Raw genomic sequence first — 17455 nt, 5'->3', positions numbered from 1 at the left:
TCAACGGCGAACCATGTTTTAGAGCGTTCAGCGGGTTCACCGCTTTTAAGCGTACAGCAGAACTTCTGGCGTATAGCGGATCTTCAGGGCGAGATCCCGTGCAGGTACCCTGAACAGGTGCACATCAGGGCAGGCTCTACGGGATGACAATGTCATAAGGTTATGCAATTCTTTTGTAGGGGCGAACGGCTGTTCGCCCGAAAAGGAAATCCTCCACCGAGGCCTGACTGGCTTCCGTATTTCTCGCCTTCTCGTGAGCGCAGCGAACGCCTCGACATTGCTCTTTCCTTAAGAAAAAGGTTCTCGGGTTTGATTTCAACAAAGTCGGCTCTTCACAGCGTTCAGCGGGTTCACCGCTTTTAAGCGTTCAACGGTCTCGGTCTTCTCGGTGGACGGTGGACCGTTGACGGACAACGTTGTTTTGAGCAGCGATCAGCGGGTTCTTGTTCTTAAGCGTACAGCTGCTCTTTCCCTACGAAGCGGAACTAGCAGAGCAAAGTGCGACTTGCCACTGAAGGCCACATCCTCTTACTGGTTGCAGGTGCTATAATCACGATTGGGAGGGATATCCATGCCCGATAGGTCGTTGGATTGGTTACGTCAAGCAAAAAGAGATCTAGAACACGCTCGAGAGTCTGCTATAAATGGAAAGCATGAATGGGCTTGCTTTGCGTCACAGCAAGCGGCAGAAAAGGCAGTAAGGGCTCTCCATCTTTCTTTGGGTCAGGAAGCGTGGGGGCACATGGTAAGCAAACTGATTCAAGAACTTCCTGAAGGAATTGTGCTGCCCGACGATTTATTGGATAAGGCGAGAATTCTTGACAATTCTTACATACCTGCGAGATATCCGAATAGTCATCCCGAAGGCTCTCCTTTTGAGTATTTCGGAAGCAAGCAAAGTGAGGAGGCTATTGCATATGCCGGTGAGATTGTTGAATTCGTCAATAATGAAATGGCCAAGTAAAGAGGCTGTAGTCGATTCGTTTTTTAAGTGGTCAGAAACGTTGAAGCGGGATTCCAACATTCTAAGTATAGGTTACTTCGGTTCCTACGCTCGGGGCGACAATGGAGTGGGAAGCGACCTTGATGGGATTGTTGTAGTGAAAGACTCCAAAGCTCCTTTCGGAAAACGGGGAACGGAATGGGATTTGTCGATTTTACCGGTTCCGGTCGATCTTCTGATCTACACTTTGGCCGAGTGGAATAAATTAAACAAAGAACCGTCCTACTTCATTAAAAGATTGAGAGAAGAAGTTAAGTGGATCTTCAAAACAGATGACTCATTGAACCTATAAAAAGGATCATTGTTTCGATCAATCTCACCGATGTTCTCGGTGGAAGCTAGAAACCCCTGTTTGTTGACAATGCGTCATGCTGAACTTGTTTCAGCATCTCGATCTTAAGAACCGTCCTTCGTTGCCCGTCCCGGATCATGGACCCGTCCTTGGGAAGAGCCTGAGGTCAAAGGCAAGAGGTCGGAAGAGCGAAGAGATCTTGATCTTCTTACCTCTAGCCTCATTCCTCTTACCTCTGATCCGCCTCATCCCTTCGCCCTGACCAAGAGCACGTCAGGATGACAAACCGAGTTGGTTCATTCACCTACGGTGGCCAGTCTGCTGGCGCAGGCCATTCAGGCTTCGCCTGGCCAGTCTCGCCTTCGGCGAAGCCAGTTCCGCTTCGCGGACAAAAGAGCCGTTGTGTTCACGTGAAGATCGGGATTCTGAGCAGGATCATCTCAGAATGACGCGATGCAAGAGAAGACTATCACCCCATGTCACTCGTACAAACTCCTACTTCATCACCCGTAAGCCTGCCCCAATGAGCCCGCCTCAAAATGCTCCTGTTTGGGGGTCTGCACGGGATCTGCACTTTTGAAGACCATGGCCGGGAGCCGCGGGTTGGCAGGTAATAGCGAAGGATCAGTTCCAAGTTGCAGTGTGTCATTTGCAAGAAGAGGAACTGAAATCACAATACATGACCCTGGCCTGAAACAAGTTTATGACGGTATTGATAGCGGGTAAGATTCTGGAGTCTAGGGTCTGACAAACAAAAACAGCTTGAACCGTTCAGAATTATCAGCGCCTGTGAGGACATCATCCCGAACTTGTTTCGGGATCAGGGCTTTTTTGTAAGACCGAGGTTGGTGGTGACGGGCTGGTGGTAGGAAAGAGCGGATATAAGCTGGTTAGCCGTTGCCCATCTACTGGAAGGACAAGGGCAAGAAGGTGAATCAAGTTCGGCATGCGGAATCCTAGACGAAGAACCAAGAACCTGGACGCGTAGCGTCGGAACGAAGAACAGGTCTTCTGGAAGGAAGGGTTCATGATCTTGACAAAGGAACAAGGACGGTTCCCACTTCTGCATGATGTGATGTGACGTTTTCGGAATTACCATTCGTTGTTATCCCGCGGAGCCAGCCCTGAAAGCCTGCCCAAAAACACTTAGGTTTTGGGCTCCTGTTAAGCGATTAGATGATGCCCTTAGGATCTCGTCATTCCCCTTTTTCACACCTCGGCAACGCGGTTTTGACAACCCTTTCCTGCTATTCTTATCCTCATAATCCGCTTCGCCCACTTTTGTGGGAGAACGGAGGATCATTGACGGTAAACCTGAAAATGCCTTCTGGCGCGTAAGCGCCAGCATCGCTTCCTGCCGTAGGCAGAATGACTTCTGCTCTTGCTCGGAGGGTGGCTGACCGTAGACGGGCAACGTTGTCTTCAGCAGCGTACAGCGTTTTCTAGTCGAGCGGGCTGTTTCTCGCGTATTTGCTCTCACATAACCTAGGAGCCCTTCGACATATTCACGACTGTATTTTCACTTGATTTCGTCAGTCACATCGATATAACTCTGTTCGTGACTCATATTCAGAAATCTTATGTTTCCACTCGAAAAATCGATTCTATCAAGCTCTACCTTTCTGATATTCAGATCACCGTATGTCCTGTAGTAGTAGACTCTGTTGGTCAAGTCCCTTACTGCCGACCAATAAGCAATGTCTCTTGTAACTACCCATCCCAGCTCTTCATTGACTACGAGACCTTCAGGAATATCCAGAGCGTTCAAGATGTGCCAGGCCAAAGTTACCGCCTCTTTTGCATGGGCTGGCTTCACTTCTCCGTGAGAGTAGAAGGCGGCCCTCACAAATCGGCTTGGAGATGTGTTGTCCCCAGGAAGCCCAAGCAATCCAGTTCCATTTCCTGTCGCCTTAATTTCAAAATCGCCTAACTTAGAACTCTTGATGTTTACCGGAGTCAAGTTTACGTAGTTCGAGAGATTCTGAAGATGCCAGTCGAATGTGGGATTGTTTGTAATTACTCCAAGAGGGTTTTCATGAATGTTCAGTTCACCTTCAACGTACTCTATTACAATACAGCCTCCCTTTGCATCATAGACAATGTGGTGAAGTGGCATAACAGTAGACTCCGTGGCCATAATGGCAAGGCCGTACACACGGATATTTTCGAGCGCTGTTTTCACTTCATCTACCGTTGCGAAGTTGCCAAGAATCCAACCTACCAGATCAAACTGAGAGAGAGTTTCTCTGTAAAACTCTCTTTGTAGCTCCTGGTAACCTGCGCAACCGGAGAAGTAGAATGCGCCGCATGCCAAACCAACTTCGTTTATTCCATCTGCAACTAAATCCATGCCCAAGGCGTTGGCCCCAACGTATCCGTACTTCACATTCCAGCTCAGGCCCTCCCAGCCGGTTGTAAACGCAGTCATAAAAGTACCTCTAGGTACAACCATGATTTTGCTTTCGAGATCAAATTCAAACTCGAGAGTCCTTGCAGCAATAATTGAACCATCCCTCGAAACCACTCTGAACCCTGTGCAACCGATCGAAGCACCAGTAAGCGAGACTAATAAAAGAACGCACATTAGAAATCTCTTCATCGCAAACATCCCCCCTGTCTTCAGCTCCCTGATCTCTCGTTTCTCTGAAGACTGCAATATTATACATTGTGATCACTTCTTGACTTCTACATTCTAGAATCACTGGAAAAAGCAGGAGATTCAGAGCACCCCCTTGACAACTAACTGTATTAGTTGATATAGTACAGTTAGGATAGTCAGTGAGGAGTGAATTCAATGTTAGAAGAAGCGATCAGAGTTAAGAACCTTAAGAAGAGCTACGGGAATTTCGAGGCTGTAAAAGGGATAGACCTCTCGCTTGTGCCCGGAAAGGTCAACGCTCTTTTGGGTCCTAACGGCGCGGGAAAGACCACAACTCTAAAATCAATTCTTGGTCTTGTTCATTATTCCGGAGAGATAACGATACTTGGAGAGAAAATCGATGTCGCCCGGGAGAGAATCTCATTTGTTCCGGAAGACAAAAGCTTCTATGACAACCTGACTCCGGAAAAGGCAGTTAAGATGTGTTCGATGCTCATGCGCAATTTTTCGGCAGATAAAGCTGCTAAACAAATGAAGGACTTTGATCTCCCTATGAATAAGAAGATATCTGCTTTCTCTCACGGCATGAAGACATCCACTTATCTGGCAATTGCAATGTCTCAGGACGCTGACATCTTCATCTTTGACGAACCCACGTGGGGTCTTGATCCACTCCGGAGAGACGAAGTTCTTGAGATGATAAAGAATCTATCCCTTAATGGAAAGACAGTACTTTACACCTCTCACATCATTCCCGAGGTAGAGAAGATCGCCGATGTCTTTTCGATAATGTACAAAGGCGAAATTCTCTACTCAGGAGAAATGAAGGGATTGGACGATAGGTTTGCTCTTTACTCTCTGCCTTTGAAAACGGAAATAGATAAGAATGACTTCATCGCCGTCGTCAAAGAAGCAGATGCGCTGAAAGTTCTCACCGACAACCCTAAAGAGATTGCGAAGCTGAAGGAGATAGCTGGATCTAGAAGAGAAGAGGTTAGTCTTGAATCCTTCTTCGGGACAATTGTAAGGGGGAATAAGCATGTTCTATAAGGAAATCCACGAAATGAAATTGAGAGTAGTAATCATGTTCGTCGTCTTGTTAATCTCATTGGTTACAACTATTGCTCTCAGACCTTATGCAGCGCAGATGATGGAAGAAATGACCGCTCAACTTGAAGATATGCCGGATTTTCTTAAGAATCTTATGGGAGACGTTTCAGGTCTTTCGAGACTTAATGAAGACAACTACTATCTGTTGAGTCAGTGGCACGGAAAGAACTACGGGCAGTTTCTCCCCTTCGTCGTTCTGCTGATTGCCTTCCCCATATTCGCAAAGGAATTCGACAAGAAGACGATCTACTTCCTGCTTTCAAGAAAGAACAGAAACGAAGTGTTCTGGACAAAGTATCTTGCGGGGCTCGGAGCCGTACTGACAATAACGGCGGTCTTGTCTTTGCTCGGTCCAGTAGCAATGAATTTCGCCGGTTACAGCACGGTGTTTGCCGATACGCTGAAAGTGCTGCTCCAGCAGCTGGTCGGAGTCACATTCTTCTACTCTCTTTTTACGATGATTTCTATAATGAGTAGAGATCAGGTTAAACCAGTCGTCGCCGGAGTAGTAATAGTCCTAGGATTGCCCATACTTGGAATGATTGATACGCTCTCCTGGCTGAATCTATATCCTTTTATACTGGGATCGAGTATAGCACAGAAGGGGACTATTGACTGGATCTATCTGGTCTCATTGCTTGCAGCGACAGTTGTACTGACCGTAACTGATTACAAGGTCTTTGAAAAGAAGGAAGTGTGAAAACAGACCACTTTCGGAAGGCTAAATGATGGCGAGAATGTCGCTAATGCGGGCCTGGCCGTGGTCGGTGGTAGCAGGTAGGGGGTCGGGAAGAGCGGAATAAGACGCAAGGCGCCGAAGAGCATCGGCGGACGCAAGGCTGGCGAAGATCACGCCAGGTCGCAATGCCCTCTTCGCGGGGAAGCAATTCCGAAAATCCCACTGAGGCCGATTCTTTGAAGTGCTCAGCTTGCAGCGTTCCCTAACAAGCGGATCTCTGGCCGTCAACGATTGGCCTTTCTCAGTCAGATGGAGAAACCGTATCGAGAGAACGAAAAGACGCTTTGCACTTGAGATTAAGCTTCGCTTCGAGAAAGGCGGCATTCGAGACTGCCCTGAGTAGCGAGAAAAGCAGATCTGAATGTTGTCACTGCAGGATGACAGACAAAAGAAGCGAACAATGCGGTTGGGCCGAGAGCTCGTCATTACCCATAAGTTAGGGAGGTAAACGGCACTCATATACTGGCACTTGCGGAAACACTGTGGTTCGCTCCTGATGATCCTGATCTTAAGTCCTCCCTTGAGGGAGGAGGGCCACGAAGTGGCGGAGGGTGTCTGTTTCAAAGAAGAGCATCGAGAGTACGAGATGAGGAGAGAGTACGAGAAACAGGAGAGAGGGAGTTCTCGTCCTCTCGTGAGCGAAGCGAACGTCTCGAAAATGCCCTTTCTCTAGCTTCACGCTCCACCGATCTTAAGAGCGGTAGGGTCAAGAGATGGCGCGGTGAAAGTGAGTACAGACCTTGTGAGGCCAGGCTGTTTACTCCCCTTTTGGGAGAGTGTCCCCCTCAAGCGGGTCATCTCATCCACACTCCCCACCGCAAGCGGTCCCCCCCGCTCGAGCGGGGATTTAAGATCAAGAACAGAAGAGCGGTTCATCGTTGACACTCCGTGTCCAGGGTCTTCATTAGACGCCGCGAGATGATTAGATCCAGAGAATATGATGTGGGTAATGATGATCCGCTCAAGCGGAGTGTCTATGCCTAAATGATTTGGGACGAAGGACCAAGGACTGATTTTCGATCATACGGAATTGAGAGCGGAAGAGGTCGTAAATTTACACTCGAGAGGTAGCAAAAAAAGTAGAGGCAAGAAGCTTTCTAAGTTCAGCGTTTCCTGGTATTATATTGATCTCGATCTTCATACCTCTACCCTCGCACCTCTGCCCTCTAGCTTGATATTGATCTCATCCTAGGACGGTTCTTTCCAGCATCCATCGAATCTTCTGCCCGTTATTTGGAGCTGGAGGCCCGAATTCTTAAGATGAACACAGATCTTGATTCTTGAAGGTAATCGTAACACTGCTAATTGTTAAGGAGGAAGGAAAATGATCAAAAGGATTCTAGTAAGTGCGGTTCTAATTGCATCCGTTCTATCTTTCGCGTCGATTGATATCGCGAAGCAGTACTTAGACAGTTTCTTCAATGGGAAGTTTCCCGAAGCTTATGAGCTGCAGAATGCCGAGATGAAGAAGGCGCAGCCGCTTTCAGCAATGAGAAATCTCAGAGGGCAACTGCAGATGCAGGTTGGAGATTTCGTCCAGATCCTAAATATCAGCGAAGTACCTCAGGGCGATCTTGTGTCCTACATATTCGCCTCTGAATTCAAGGCGGGAGTATTCGATGTGATAATTACTCTGGATGCCGAGAAAAAGGTCGCGGGATTCTTCATAAGACCATCTACTTACGTAAAGCCCGAAACGGAGAGCATAATGATTGAAACAGGAAATGAAGTAGTTGACACCTATCTCAAGGGATTCTTCTCCGGAGAATTCGAGAATATCTTCGAGCTTCAGAATGAACAGGTGAAGGCAAGTCTCACTCCTGAAGCGCTAAGCGGCGCATACGCAAATATCGTTGGCATGGCCGGGGAATTCCAAGAAGTTCTGAATCTGGACTCATCAACGAATGACGGTATGATCTCCTTTGTTTTAGCATGCAGGGTTGCAAATGGAATCTTCGACATCACTGTCACTCTCGACAGCGACGAGAAGGTGGCAGGCTTCTATTTCCGTCAGTCAGCGTATTCCGAAAGGGAGTTGCCTGAATATGCCGACCCATCAGCCTACACGGAACAAGACATCACTGTAGGCAAGGAACCATATTATCTTCCGGCAAAACTGATGGTTCCTAACGGTCTGGAATCGTATCCGTTAGTAATCATCTTGCAGGGATCGGGAACACACGATATCGATGGTACTCTGGGCCCGAACCAGCCTTACAGAGACATCGCTGTGGGACTCGCATCCAGGGGAATTGCGACACTGAGATATCCAAAGAAATACCTTGTATACCCGGACAAAGCGGACGAAATCGGAGCAACTGCCGAAGCGGAATACGTAGACGACGCTCTGGTCGTCATCGAACAGATGAAGTCAATTCCCCTATTCAGCGGGATCTACCTCGCCGGACACTCCATGGGCGGAATGGTTGCTCCATGGATTGCTGAAGAGGCTGGAGTCGATGGCGTGATAGTTCTTGCTGGTTCTCCCGTTAAACTCGCTCAGATAAGTCTGGATCAGAATCTCGATCTTGCTGGAGACCAAATGACGGAAGAACAGAAAGCTCAGACAATCGAGTTCTTCACTCAGTTATTGAATGGAGAAATCCCGGAAGAAACGGAGATTGCCCCCGGACTTACGGCAGGCTATTACTACAGCCTTGACAGATATTTTTGTATGCCGGTACTGGAGGAAACGGAGCTCCCTGTATTGATTGCAAATGCCGAGCTTGATTTTCAGAGTCCCAAACACTACTTCGACATCTTCGCTGAGGAGCTTGGAGAAAGTCCAAATGTCACACTTGAATTGCTTGAAGGACTCAATCATATCTTCATAGAAACGGACGGAACGATCAAGAGTATCGAAGAATACAACAGGCCGGGTTATGTCTCCGCTGAATTGATAGACCTGATTGTCGAATGGATTAAGGAGCTGGAGTGACTTTTAGAAACGTGTTCAGGGGTAGCAGGTAGGGGGTCGGGAAGAGCGGAATAAGACGCAACGCGCCGAAAAGCATGGCGGACGCAATGCCCGCTTCGCGGGGAAAGAGTAAATTTTGCTTAGGAGAAAACTCTGTACGTTGTGAAGAGCAGTTCCAAGATGCAAGTTGTGAGTTGTAAGAAGAAGAAACGGAGAAGAAAGCAAAATGAAGCAATCTCATCAGAACCAGCTCATCTCGTCATCTGAAGCGCTCCTGTTAAGGATCTGGGCTTATGAGAAACCGTTGTCGGGAGTTGCAGGTAGCGGGTTGGAAAGAGCGGAACAAGACGCAGGGCGCCGAAAAGCATGGCGGACGCAATGCCCGCTTCGCGGGGAAGCGATTCGAAAAGCATCACAGCTCGTCATTCTGACAAAGCTCTTGGTCAGAATCTCGATCCTTGTCGCTGCAAATCTCTCGCCTTCGCGTGAGCGCAGCGAAGGTTCCGACCATGCTCATTCTTGACTGATCTTATCGGTGAACGGGTTCATGATCTTGAACGGTCAACGGTCAACCGTATTTCACTGCGATCAGCGGGTCCTTGTTCTTAAGCGTACAGCGGATCTTATGCTTGCAACTTGGAACTGGCAACTTACAACTGCTCTTTCGAAGGACGGGTTCATGATCTGGGACGAAGGACGAGGACTGCTCTTTACAGCGATCAGCGGGTCCTTGCTCTTAAGCGTACAGCGGTTCTTATGCTTGCAACTTGGAATAAGCAACTTGCAACTGCTCTTTCGAAGGACGGGTTCATGATCTGGGACGAAGGACCAAGGACGGTTTTTTATTTCTTGAAGCGACACTAACAAGACAAAGGCATTACGGAAGGTGATAATGTGTGGTTTGACATCGATATAAGATCCCCATTGCCGATCTACGATCAAATCAAGAGGGGGGTGAGAGAGGAGATCCTTAAGGAGAAACTTAAGGAAGGTGATCCTCTTCCCTCAATTCGTGAAATGGCTTCTCAAATCAGGGTTAATCCTAACACTGTTGCCAGAGCCTACAGAGAACTCGAGATGGAAGGCTTGATTATGGCAAGACAGGGACTAGGGTATATAGTAATCAGTGATAGAGATCAGGTAAGAGACTCTGTCTTTGAAAGCCTATCTACTGAGCTTAGGGAGCCCATCCTTCGTTTGAAGAAATCGGGAATTTCTCTGGAAAGGCTCCTGGAGGTGATTGAGAAGATATGGAAAGAAATGAATTAACCCTGGACATACAGAACCTTGAAAAGACTTATAAGGGCAATGTTGAGGCCGTTTGCGGGATCGATGTCAAGCTGGAAAAACAACGAATCTACGCACTGCTTGGTCCAAATGGAGCCGGCAAAACGACAGTTCTGAAATCTATATTAGGATTGATCAATTACTCTGGATCGATACTTGTTCTTGGAAGACCCGTTGATGAGGTCAGAGAAATGATCTCGTTCGTTCCTGAGGAGAAGAATCTCTACGAGAATCTGAACATAGAAGAAACCCTCAAATTGATTCGCAGAATTTCGAGCAGATTCGATGAAAACCAGGCGCGCAAGTATATCGCACACTACCACCTTCCCTGTACAAAGAAAATTAGAACCTTCTCAAACGGCATGAAGACAGCGATGTACATCTCATTAGCTCTTTCAACCGACGCAGATTTCTACATATTGGACGAACCGACATGGGGCCTCGATCCAATCATGCGAGACGACACTCTCGAATTCATAAGAGAAAAGGTGATTGCCGGAAAGACTGTACTGTACACGTCCCATATAATCCCTGAAGTCGAAAAAATCGCAGACGAATTCTTTATTATGATAAACGGGAAGGTTAAGTATTCCGGTGATCTCGACGGAATCAAAGAAAAGTACAGAATCGTAAAGATGCCCTTTAACAAAAAGGAACTCGACAGTTGTACGGACTGTCTGGCGGCAGCAAAGGAACTTAACAGACTTTCGATAATAGTCGAAAACTTAGAGGCAACAGAGAGATTCTACAAAACAGATGAAGCAACCATTTCGATTCCTGACCTGGAGGAGTTTTTTCAAATTCTGGTCAGGAGTGAAAACAGAAATTCTCGTTGAGCGCAGGAGGTTAGGATCGTGATCGAGATTAGAAACCTTACGAAGATTTATAGTGGAAGTGTGAAGGCAGTAGATGATGTGAGCCTTACTGTCAAAGAAGGCGAGATATTTGGCTTTCTCGGACCGAACGGAGCCGGTAAGACCACTACCATAAAGATGATAGTAGGTCTGCTTCAGCCGACATCCGGAAGCATACACATCGACGAAATCGATGTACTAACTTCACCTGTGGAAGCGAAGATGAAGATGGGTTACGTTGCAGACGAACCGCTAGTTATGGAGAAAATCACGGGAGTTCAATATCTAAACATGATTTCCGACGTGTTCCTGGTTCCTCCGAAGACGCGAGCAGAAAGGGCTTTGAAGCTGCTTCAAAACTTCAAGCTCTCCGATGCCGTGAAAGACCCAGTCTCCACTTATTCTCACGGAATGAGACAGAAGCTCTCTCTTGTTGCAGCCCTCATACACAATCCGGATCTCTGGATCCTTGATGAACCAATAGTCGGTCTAGATCCAGAATCGGCCTTCATTCTCAAGCAGATGATGAGAAATCATGTAAAGGCTGGAAACACGGTCTTTTTCTCTACTCACGTAATGGAAGTAGCTGAGAAAATATGTGACAGGATAGGAATAATCAATAAGGGCAAGCTAGAATTCGTTGGCACCGTTGATCAACTGAGGAAGCTTAGCGGCAGGGGAAGTCTGGAAGAACTCTTCCTGGAGGTGACAGGTAGTGAGACTGAAAATGGTGATTTCTCTTACCTCGACGCTGATTAATTCTCACTACAACATACCCAGGTCCCTATATCACTTCAAGAGAAAGGAAAGGCTATGGGAACCGGCCCTGATAATCGGTGTCATACTCCTACTGGGCTTGACTCTCGGACCGCTTTACGGAGGTTTGCTCAACACGATGTACGATCAGTATGAAGCATCCGGACTGAGATCGCTCTTTCTGGCAGGACCTTTCCTGATTGCAAATCTCTTTGGATTCATCTTTGGGATCTTCCTCATGATAAGCACCTTTTTCTTTGGCGACGATATGTGCGTTTTGATACCTTTGCCCCTGAAATCGACAGAAGTACTTATGTCGAAGTTCCTCGTAGTCTTGATGGACCTTATGTTGATCTCGCTTGCTATAATCCTTCCGGCATATATCCTGTATGGCGTGCGATCCTCGGCAGGAATCGGATACTGGATCTTCATGGTGATTGTGTTTCTTTTAAGTCAGGTGTTGCCGATAATGCTTTCCGCAATAATCGTCCTTCCTCTCTCAAGGTTATTTCGATTCAAAAAGAATAGAGATAATATGGTTTATTTCTTGAGTGCACTTATTTTGGTGGGAGTGCTGATCTTCATCTCCTTCACCAGCCGCGTAGATCCAAATATGAGCGCCGAGGAATTTGCCAGGATCTTCTCGAGCGAGGATGCGATTCTGAACAAAACAGCCGGAGCGTATCCTCCGACGATACTAGTTACAAAGGCCCTGAGCAGACCCTTCTTTGAGGGATTGTTGTGGCTTCTTGCGTTTATTGGGCTTCACGTGGCCGCTCTCGGAGTCTTTCTCTTCTTCGGTGACAAGTTCTACTACTCGGTTTACTCGAGTCTGCAAGAAAACTTTGCAAAGCGCGCCGCACTTAAGGAAGGCGAAATTACAGGCCTGATGGGAGTTCAGAACAGCAAGTTCGCGGCACTTCATAGACGTGAATGGTGGTACTTCCTCAAAGTCCCTGCCTTCGCTTTTAACGGATTCGGAAATGTGGTGATCCTTCCGATATTGCTTGTAATCGCTGCCGTGGCTGGTCAAACTGATGAGATCGGACAGATGATCCAGCAATTTCAGCAGTACAGAGAGCTTTTCGTCCCGGTCGGCGCATTGATAGCCGCAGTCTCCGGAGGAATAAACGGGCTCGCCTCCTCCATATTCAGTAGAGAAGGAAAACTAATCCATGAGCTTAAAGCCTTACCTGTCAAGACATCGGAGATTGTTACGGTCAAGTTCGTTCATGTTCAGACCTTGAGCTTCATAGGACCGGTCTCGGGTGCAATAGCTCTGAGCGTAATACTGGGGCTCTCATTTGTTGAAGCAACAGTTGTCTTCGTTGTGGGGGCTATAACGCTTACCTTCCTGAACATCCTTCAGATGATAATTGACTCAGTGAAGCCAATCCTCGGGTGGGAGAATCCGCAAAGAGCCATGAAGCAAAACGTAAATGTTGCGCTTTCAATTCCGGTGGTATTCGGTTACGTTGGAGGCTTCGGGTATCTTGCATTCCTGCTGAAGGATACGATCTCAGGAATGCTCATGACTCTCGTGCTGGCCCTGATCGGAATTGTGGGCATAGTAATCTCCTGGCCTGTGCTGTTGAAGAAACCAAATAGACTGATGATAAGAGACGTTTAAAGTGAGCCTAGCCGAAAGATCCGCTTGTTAGGAAACGCTTTACGCTTTGAAGAGGCGTCCTCCGATAAGATCAATCGAGAAAGAGCAAATTCGAGAGTTCATTTCGCTCAAGAGAATACGAGAAAAAAGCCAGTCACTGCTGAAATAAGACGCAATGCGCCTTCGGCGAAAATCAGTCTTCTTTTTCGCTCTGCTTTCGCGTACTTTGTTTACAACAAAACAATTGCCGGTGCGAGCGTAACGGAGCTTTCTACCAAAAATCGTGTTATGTTATAGTATACTGATCAGTTTACTAGGTGGTGATCGATTTTGAAGACACAAGTAGTCAGAGTCTCCTCCGAAACTCATTCCAAACTCAAGGCTATGGCCTCCGCCAGTGGCAAAACAATGGGGGAGATGCTTGCTAAAGCTGTGGAGTCATACAGACGTGAGATACTCCTCGAAGATACAAATGAAGCCTTCGCAAAACTGAAAGAACAAGGCGATCTGTGGAAAGGCGAGTTAGTGGAGAGGGAAGAATGGGAAGGCACACTTTCCGACGGGCAGAGCGATCATGAATAGAGAGCTACCTTCAAGAGGCGAAATATGGTTGGCAAACCTTAATCCGACTAGAGGCAGAGAACAATCTGGATTTCGGCCATGTTTGGTCATTTCGGTCGACCAGTTCAATCATGGGCCTGCTGAACTCGTGATTGTCGTGCCCTTAACGTCAAAGAACAAATCGATCCCACTTCACGTTGAGATTTCTGGAAAGCAAACAGGTCTCGACGTAACAAGCTACATCAAGACCGAGGACTTAAGATCTATCTCAAGAAATAGACTGGAGAAGAAGATCGGCCAGGTCTCTGAAGAAGTTATCTTGGAGGTACTGGATCGCATAAAGATTCTCCTCAACATCTAATGAACCGAATTAGGGCGTTAGATTCAGCAGAAGCCTAGTATAGCCATATCTATTGACGATTTGTTAGCGACTGGGTGGCTTTCGCTGCCATTTTTTTTGGCAAACTCTGGCGCATCTGGATAGCGTTTTGTCTCTAAGAGAATCCCTCCAAGAACTGCCATCTCAAATTGCCGCTGTACTCTTGAGAACGAAGACCCACTGAACGCTGGGAAGAACAGTTCCAAGTACCATGTTGCAAGTTGCAAGGCTTTCAAGAGCCGAGAAAGAGTATTCGAGAGTTCATTTCGCTCAAGAGAAGACGAGAAAAGCCAGTCTGCTACCGCAGGCCAGTCAGAAGGCGAAAATCATCGCCGCCAGTGAAGGCTTCGCCATCGCCAGTACCACTTCGTGGTGCCAGTCTCAGCTTTCAGCTGAGGCCAGTCACTGCAAGTAGTGGCGAGAAAAACTACAAGAATACCTGACTGATTTGGCGAGGCCAGTTCCGACTTCGTCAGGCAAAGGAACCTTTGTGTTCACGTGAAGATCGAGATTCTGACCAGCTTTGTCAGCTAACGGGATGTGATGTTTTCCGAATAACGTAAGGCCGGCATTCCGAGTAACTCCTTATGTCAATCCCCTACTTTGTCATCCCGTAGAGCCTGCCCTGATGTGCACCTGTTCAGGGTACCTGCACGGGATCTCGCCCTGAAGATCCGCTATACGCCAGAAGTTCTGCTGTACGCTTAAAAGCGGTGAACCCGCTGAACGCTCTAAAACATGGTTCACCGTTGACCGTTCAAGATCATGAACCCGTTCACCGCCAAGACCATTCGATCGAGAAAGAGCAATGTCGAGGCGTTCGCTGCGCTCACGAGAAGGCGAGAAATACGGAAGCCAGTCAGGCCTCGGTGGAGGATTTCCTTTTCGGGCGAACAGCCGTTCGCCCCTACAAAAGAATTGCATAACCTTATGACATTGTCATCCCGTAGAGCCTGCCCCAAAATGCTCCTGTTTGGGGTCTCCTGTTCAGGGTTCCTGTATGGTGGTCCTGTTCAGGGTCATCCCGGGTGCGATCCGGGATATGTGCTTCGATCTTGTCAAAGGTCTGTTGACTGACAGCGTTGTTTTCGACGACATTCAACCGCAGGCGTTTCATCGCAGTCGGATCTTTCAGCGTTCAGTGGTTCTTCAGGCCGGCGCAGCCGGAACTGGCCTCGTCGAAGGCGAGACTGGCCTGCGTCAGCAGACTGGCGAACCTAATCATCCCACAAAATCCTTCCAAAATGGTAATATATAGTAAGCAAATCAAACAAAGAAGGGCTTTTTGTTGAGAAAGAGAATCGTATTACTGCTGACTTATACATTCATCACCACTATAACAATCTCAATGTACCGCGTTGTCTATAATCTGTATCTGAGAGAAATCGGTTTCTCAAATCAACTCATAGGCAACGTGACTTCTGCCCAGTTATGGGGATCGGCGATCATAGGGCTGCTCACAGCCGTTCTCGCAGATTCTATCGGAAAGAAGAAGATTCTCTTTCTCTCTGCGATTGTCGTTCCCGTATCTGGAATCGCGCTTGCTTTCGTAGTTGATCCGACGTTTATAATCGTTCTATCGTTTATCAAAGGCGGGTTTACAGTTACTGCCTTCACCGTAGTCATGGCGACAATGACAAGCATAACAAAGACGGGAAACAGAGCGAAGGTCTTCGGTCTGAACTTCGGAATCAACATGGCAAGCGGAGTCATCGGTAATTTCATTGGTGGGGCATTTGGAGATCTTTTCAGCCTTAAAACGACTTTGATAATCTCGATGGTCGCCCATTTACCTGCAATAATACCTGTCATAAAGCTTGAGATGACGGAATCGAGATCCAGACTCAAGGAACTATTCAACTTTTCGGGACTTCAGAACGACCAGAGGAAGGTGCTTACATACTACTTCATATCCACAGCAACTGTGGGCTTCGGAGCCGGTCTCTTCATACATTTCGGAAATTTGATATTCAAAGACCTATTCAACATGTCGGCAACTGCTATCGGAATTGCCTTATCAATTGCACAGCTTGGAACGGCAGCCGGTTCCACACTCTCGCACAAGCTGGGTAAACGCTTCGGCGCCTTGAAGTTCAACCTGACAATGCAGCTTCTTGTTATTCCACTCATGCTTTCTCTTGTAATAGTAAGAGAGCCGATTCTATTCACGATTCTTTACGCATTCAGATTCGTCTTCATGAACATAACAAACCCGATAATGACTTCGATAATCTTCTCATACGTTCCAGATTCTAAACTATCAACAGTTTCTGGAATCAACGGCTTTCTGAACAATACTGTTCGGGCAGTAGCCGCTATGATCTTCGGGTTAATAGTTGGTACTACTATAAGCGGCTATACCGAATTATTCTTGCTTAGCACTGCCTTCTACGCGGCAAATGCCTTCATCATCTTCCTTTTCTACAGGGATTTCAAGAACGAACCGAGAGTTCTGGAGCTTTATGATTCGAAGAGAACGAGCTGATGTGGGCCAGTCACCTTCGGTGGCCAGTCAGACTTCGGAGAGGTCAGTTCTCATTGAAACAAGACTCAATGACGCCTTCGGTGGGACGCATTGCACTGAAGAACATCAGTGGACGCAAGGCTGGCGAAGATCACGCCAGGTCGCAATGCTGCCTTCGGCAAGAGGCGATTTTGAAGCCAGTCAGGCTTCGTCGGGCAATGAGCAGCTGAAAGTGTATACAGCCGGTGTCCGCTTAAGAATAAGGGCCCGCTGATTACTGTAAAGAGCCGTCCTTGGTCCTTCGCCTTGGACCAGAACACGTCCTTGGATAACATCATGCGAGAAAGAGCATTGTCGAGAGCTTCGCTGCGAGAGTGTGAGAATTGATAGATGGTCGTCAACGGTCCGCCGTCCTCCAAAATCAACATCGCGCGAGAGAGCAAGAGCATAAAGTAATGGCAATTTCAGCGGGAGGCTTATGAATTTTGGATTCCGGATCAGGTCCGAAATGCCCCTGAACAGGAGATTTTCAGGGGAGGCTCAGGGATGACTGTAGACTAAATCATTTTTTCACCATATCCGCGACGCTATTAATTCCGCCATGCTGAACATGAGGGTTATTCTTGATGTGCGTAGGGTCAAGAAATGGCGCGGTGTAAGTACAGACCTTGTGAGGCCAGGCTGTTTACTCCCCTTTCGGGAGAGTGTCCCCCTCAAGCGGGTCATCTCATCCGTTTCCATCTCCTGCCACCTCAAACCGTACGTGCGGATTTCCCGCATACGGCTTTCCTGTGTGCTTCACCTCAAGGCTTATGTGACCTATCGTGCCGGGAGTGCTTTCTGTCGGAGATACCTTATTCTGTAATCATTGTAGATTCCAGTGAT

14 protein-coding genes are annotated in these 17455 nt (G+C 47.5%); 13 read left to right on the top strand and 1 reads right to left on the bottom strand.

Going from position 1 to position 17455, the window contains the following annotated elements; all coding sequences use genetic code 11:
* Window positions 1-571 precede the first annotated feature (571 nt).
* A complete protein-coding gene (locus V512_RS13080) occupies window positions 572-964 on the top strand; it encodes a HEPN domain-containing protein (protein WP_099830899.1) in 393 nt (130 codons plus the stop codon).
* Entirely contained in the window at window positions 918-1295 is a 378-nt protein-coding gene (locus V512_RS13075) for a nucleotidyltransferase domain-containing protein (protein ID WP_099830898.1), read from the top strand. The genes V512_RS13080 and V512_RS13075 overlap by 47 nt, the downstream gene beginning before the upstream one ends.
* Window positions 1296-2814: 1519 nt before the next feature.
* Here V512_RS13075 and V512_RS13065 read toward each other — a convergent pair.
* Entirely contained in the window at window positions 2815-3894 is a 1080-nt protein-coding gene (locus V512_RS13065) for a choloylglycine hydrolase family protein (protein ID WP_243392441.1), read from the bottom strand.
* A gap of 195 nt (window positions 3895-4089) precedes the next feature.
* On the opposite strand from V512_RS13065, the gene V512_RS13060 reads away from it, so the two are divergent.
* The 11 genes from V512_RS13060 to V512_RS12990 all read left to right on the top strand — a co-directional run bounded on the left by V512_RS13060 (window position 4090) and on the right by V512_RS12990 (window position 16591).
* Window positions 4090-4944 (top strand): ABC transporter ATP-binding protein, encoded by an 855-nt coding sequence (locus tag V512_RS13060; RefSeq protein WP_099830896.1) that lies wholly within the window; start codon window positions 4090-4092, stop codon window positions 4942-4944.
* Window positions 4934-5704, top strand: coding sequence for an ABC transporter permease subunit (locus V512_RS13055; RefSeq protein ID WP_099830895.1), 771 nt, complete (start codon window positions 4934-4936; stop codon window positions 5702-5704). Before V512_RS13060 ends, V512_RS13055 begins: the two co-directional genes overlap by 11 nt.
* A gap of 580 nt (window positions 5705-6284) precedes the next feature.
* Window positions 6285-6416, top strand: a complete 132-nt coding sequence (locus V512_RS15325) for a hypothetical protein (protein ID WP_258001922.1) — start codon at window positions 6285-6287, stop codon at window positions 6414-6416.
* Between the two features lie 651 nt (window positions 6417-7067).
* A complete protein-coding gene (locus V512_RS13045; RefSeq protein WP_099830893.1) occupies window positions 7068-8681 on the top strand; it encodes a DUF3887 domain-containing protein in 1614 nt (537 codons plus the stop codon).
* 873 nt (window positions 8682-9554) lie between these two features.
* Entirely contained in the window at window positions 9555-9929 is a 375-nt protein-coding gene (locus V512_RS13030; protein ID WP_099830890.1) for a GntR family transcriptional regulator, read from the top strand.
* Window positions 9911-10783: an ABC transporter ATP-binding protein gene (locus V512_RS13025; protein WP_099830889.1), complete on the top strand. Its 873-nt coding sequence runs from the start codon at window positions 9911-9913 to the stop codon at window positions 10781-10783. Before V512_RS13030 ends, V512_RS13025 begins: the two co-directional genes overlap by 19 nt.
* A gap of 18 nt (window positions 10784-10801) precedes the next feature.
* Window positions 10802-11560 (top strand): ABC transporter ATP-binding protein, encoded by a 759-nt coding sequence (locus tag V512_RS13020; RefSeq protein WP_099830888.1) that lies wholly within the window; start codon window positions 10802-10804, stop codon window positions 11558-11560.
* Entirely contained in the window at window positions 11517-13187 is a 1671-nt protein-coding gene (locus tag V512_RS13015) for a hypothetical protein (RefSeq protein ID WP_099830887.1), read from the top strand. The genes V512_RS13020 and V512_RS13015 overlap by 44 nt, the downstream gene beginning before the upstream one ends.
* Window positions 13188-13496: 309 nt before the next feature.
* Complete coding sequence (locus V512_RS13010) at window positions 13497-13748, top strand: hypothetical protein (RefSeq protein WP_099830886.1); 252 nt, start codon at window positions 13497-13499, stop codon at window positions 13746-13748.
* Window positions 13741-14088, top strand: a complete 348-nt coding sequence (locus V512_RS13005) for a type II toxin-antitoxin system PemK/MazF family toxin (RefSeq protein WP_099830885.1) — start codon at window positions 13741-13743, stop codon at window positions 14086-14088. Before V512_RS13010 ends, V512_RS13005 begins: the two co-directional genes overlap by 8 nt.
* Before the next feature lie 1306 nt (window positions 14089-15394).
* Window positions 15395-16591, top strand: coding sequence for an MFS transporter (locus V512_RS12990; RefSeq protein WP_099830882.1), 1197 nt, complete (start codon window positions 15395-15397; stop codon window positions 16589-16591).
* The last annotated feature ends 864 nt before the right edge of the window (window positions 16592-17455 follow it).

Origin of the sequence: Mesotoga sp. Brook.08.105.5.1 (genome assembly GCF_002752635.1) — a bacterium.
Taxonomy (GTDB): domain Bacteria; phylum Thermotogota; class Thermotogae; order Petrotogales; family Kosmotogaceae; genus Mesotoga.
The sequence above is the reverse complement of the archived record's forward strand: the minus strand, read 5'-3'. Positions and strand labels throughout refer to the sequence as shown.

Bases quoted from the DNA above. Each gene is read 5' to 3' on its own strand.
- V512_RS13080 (WP_099830899.1), top strand. From the start codon at position 572: ATGCCCGATAGGTCGTTGGATTGGTTACGTCAAGCAAAAAGAGATCTA.
- V512_RS13075 (WP_099830898.1), top strand. From the start codon at position 918: ATGCCGGTGAGATTGTTGAATTCGTCAATAATGAAATGGCCAAGTAAA.
- V512_RS13055 (WP_099830895.1), top strand. From the start codon at position 4,934: ATGTTCTATAAGGAAATCCACGAAATGAAATTGAGAGTAGTAATCATG.
- V512_RS13005 (WP_099830885.1), top strand. From the start codon at position 13,741: ATGAATAGAGAGCTACCTTCAAGAGGCGAAATATGGTTGGCAAACCTT.
- V512_RS13025 (WP_099830889.1), top strand. From the start codon at position 9,911: ATGGAAAGAAATGAATTAACCCTGGACATACAGAACCTTGAAAAGACT.
- V512_RS13060 (WP_099830896.1), top strand. From the start codon at position 4,090: ATGTTAGAAGAAGCGATCAGAGTTAAGAACCTTAAGAAGAGCTACGGG.
- V512_RS13045 (WP_099830893.1), top strand. From the start codon at position 7,068: ATGATCAAAAGGATTCTAGTAAGTGCGGTTCTAATTGCATCCGTTCTA.
- V512_RS13065 (WP_243392441.1), bottom strand. From the start codon at position 3,894: ATGAAGAGATTTCTAATGTGCGTTCTTTTATTAGTCTCGCTTACTGGT.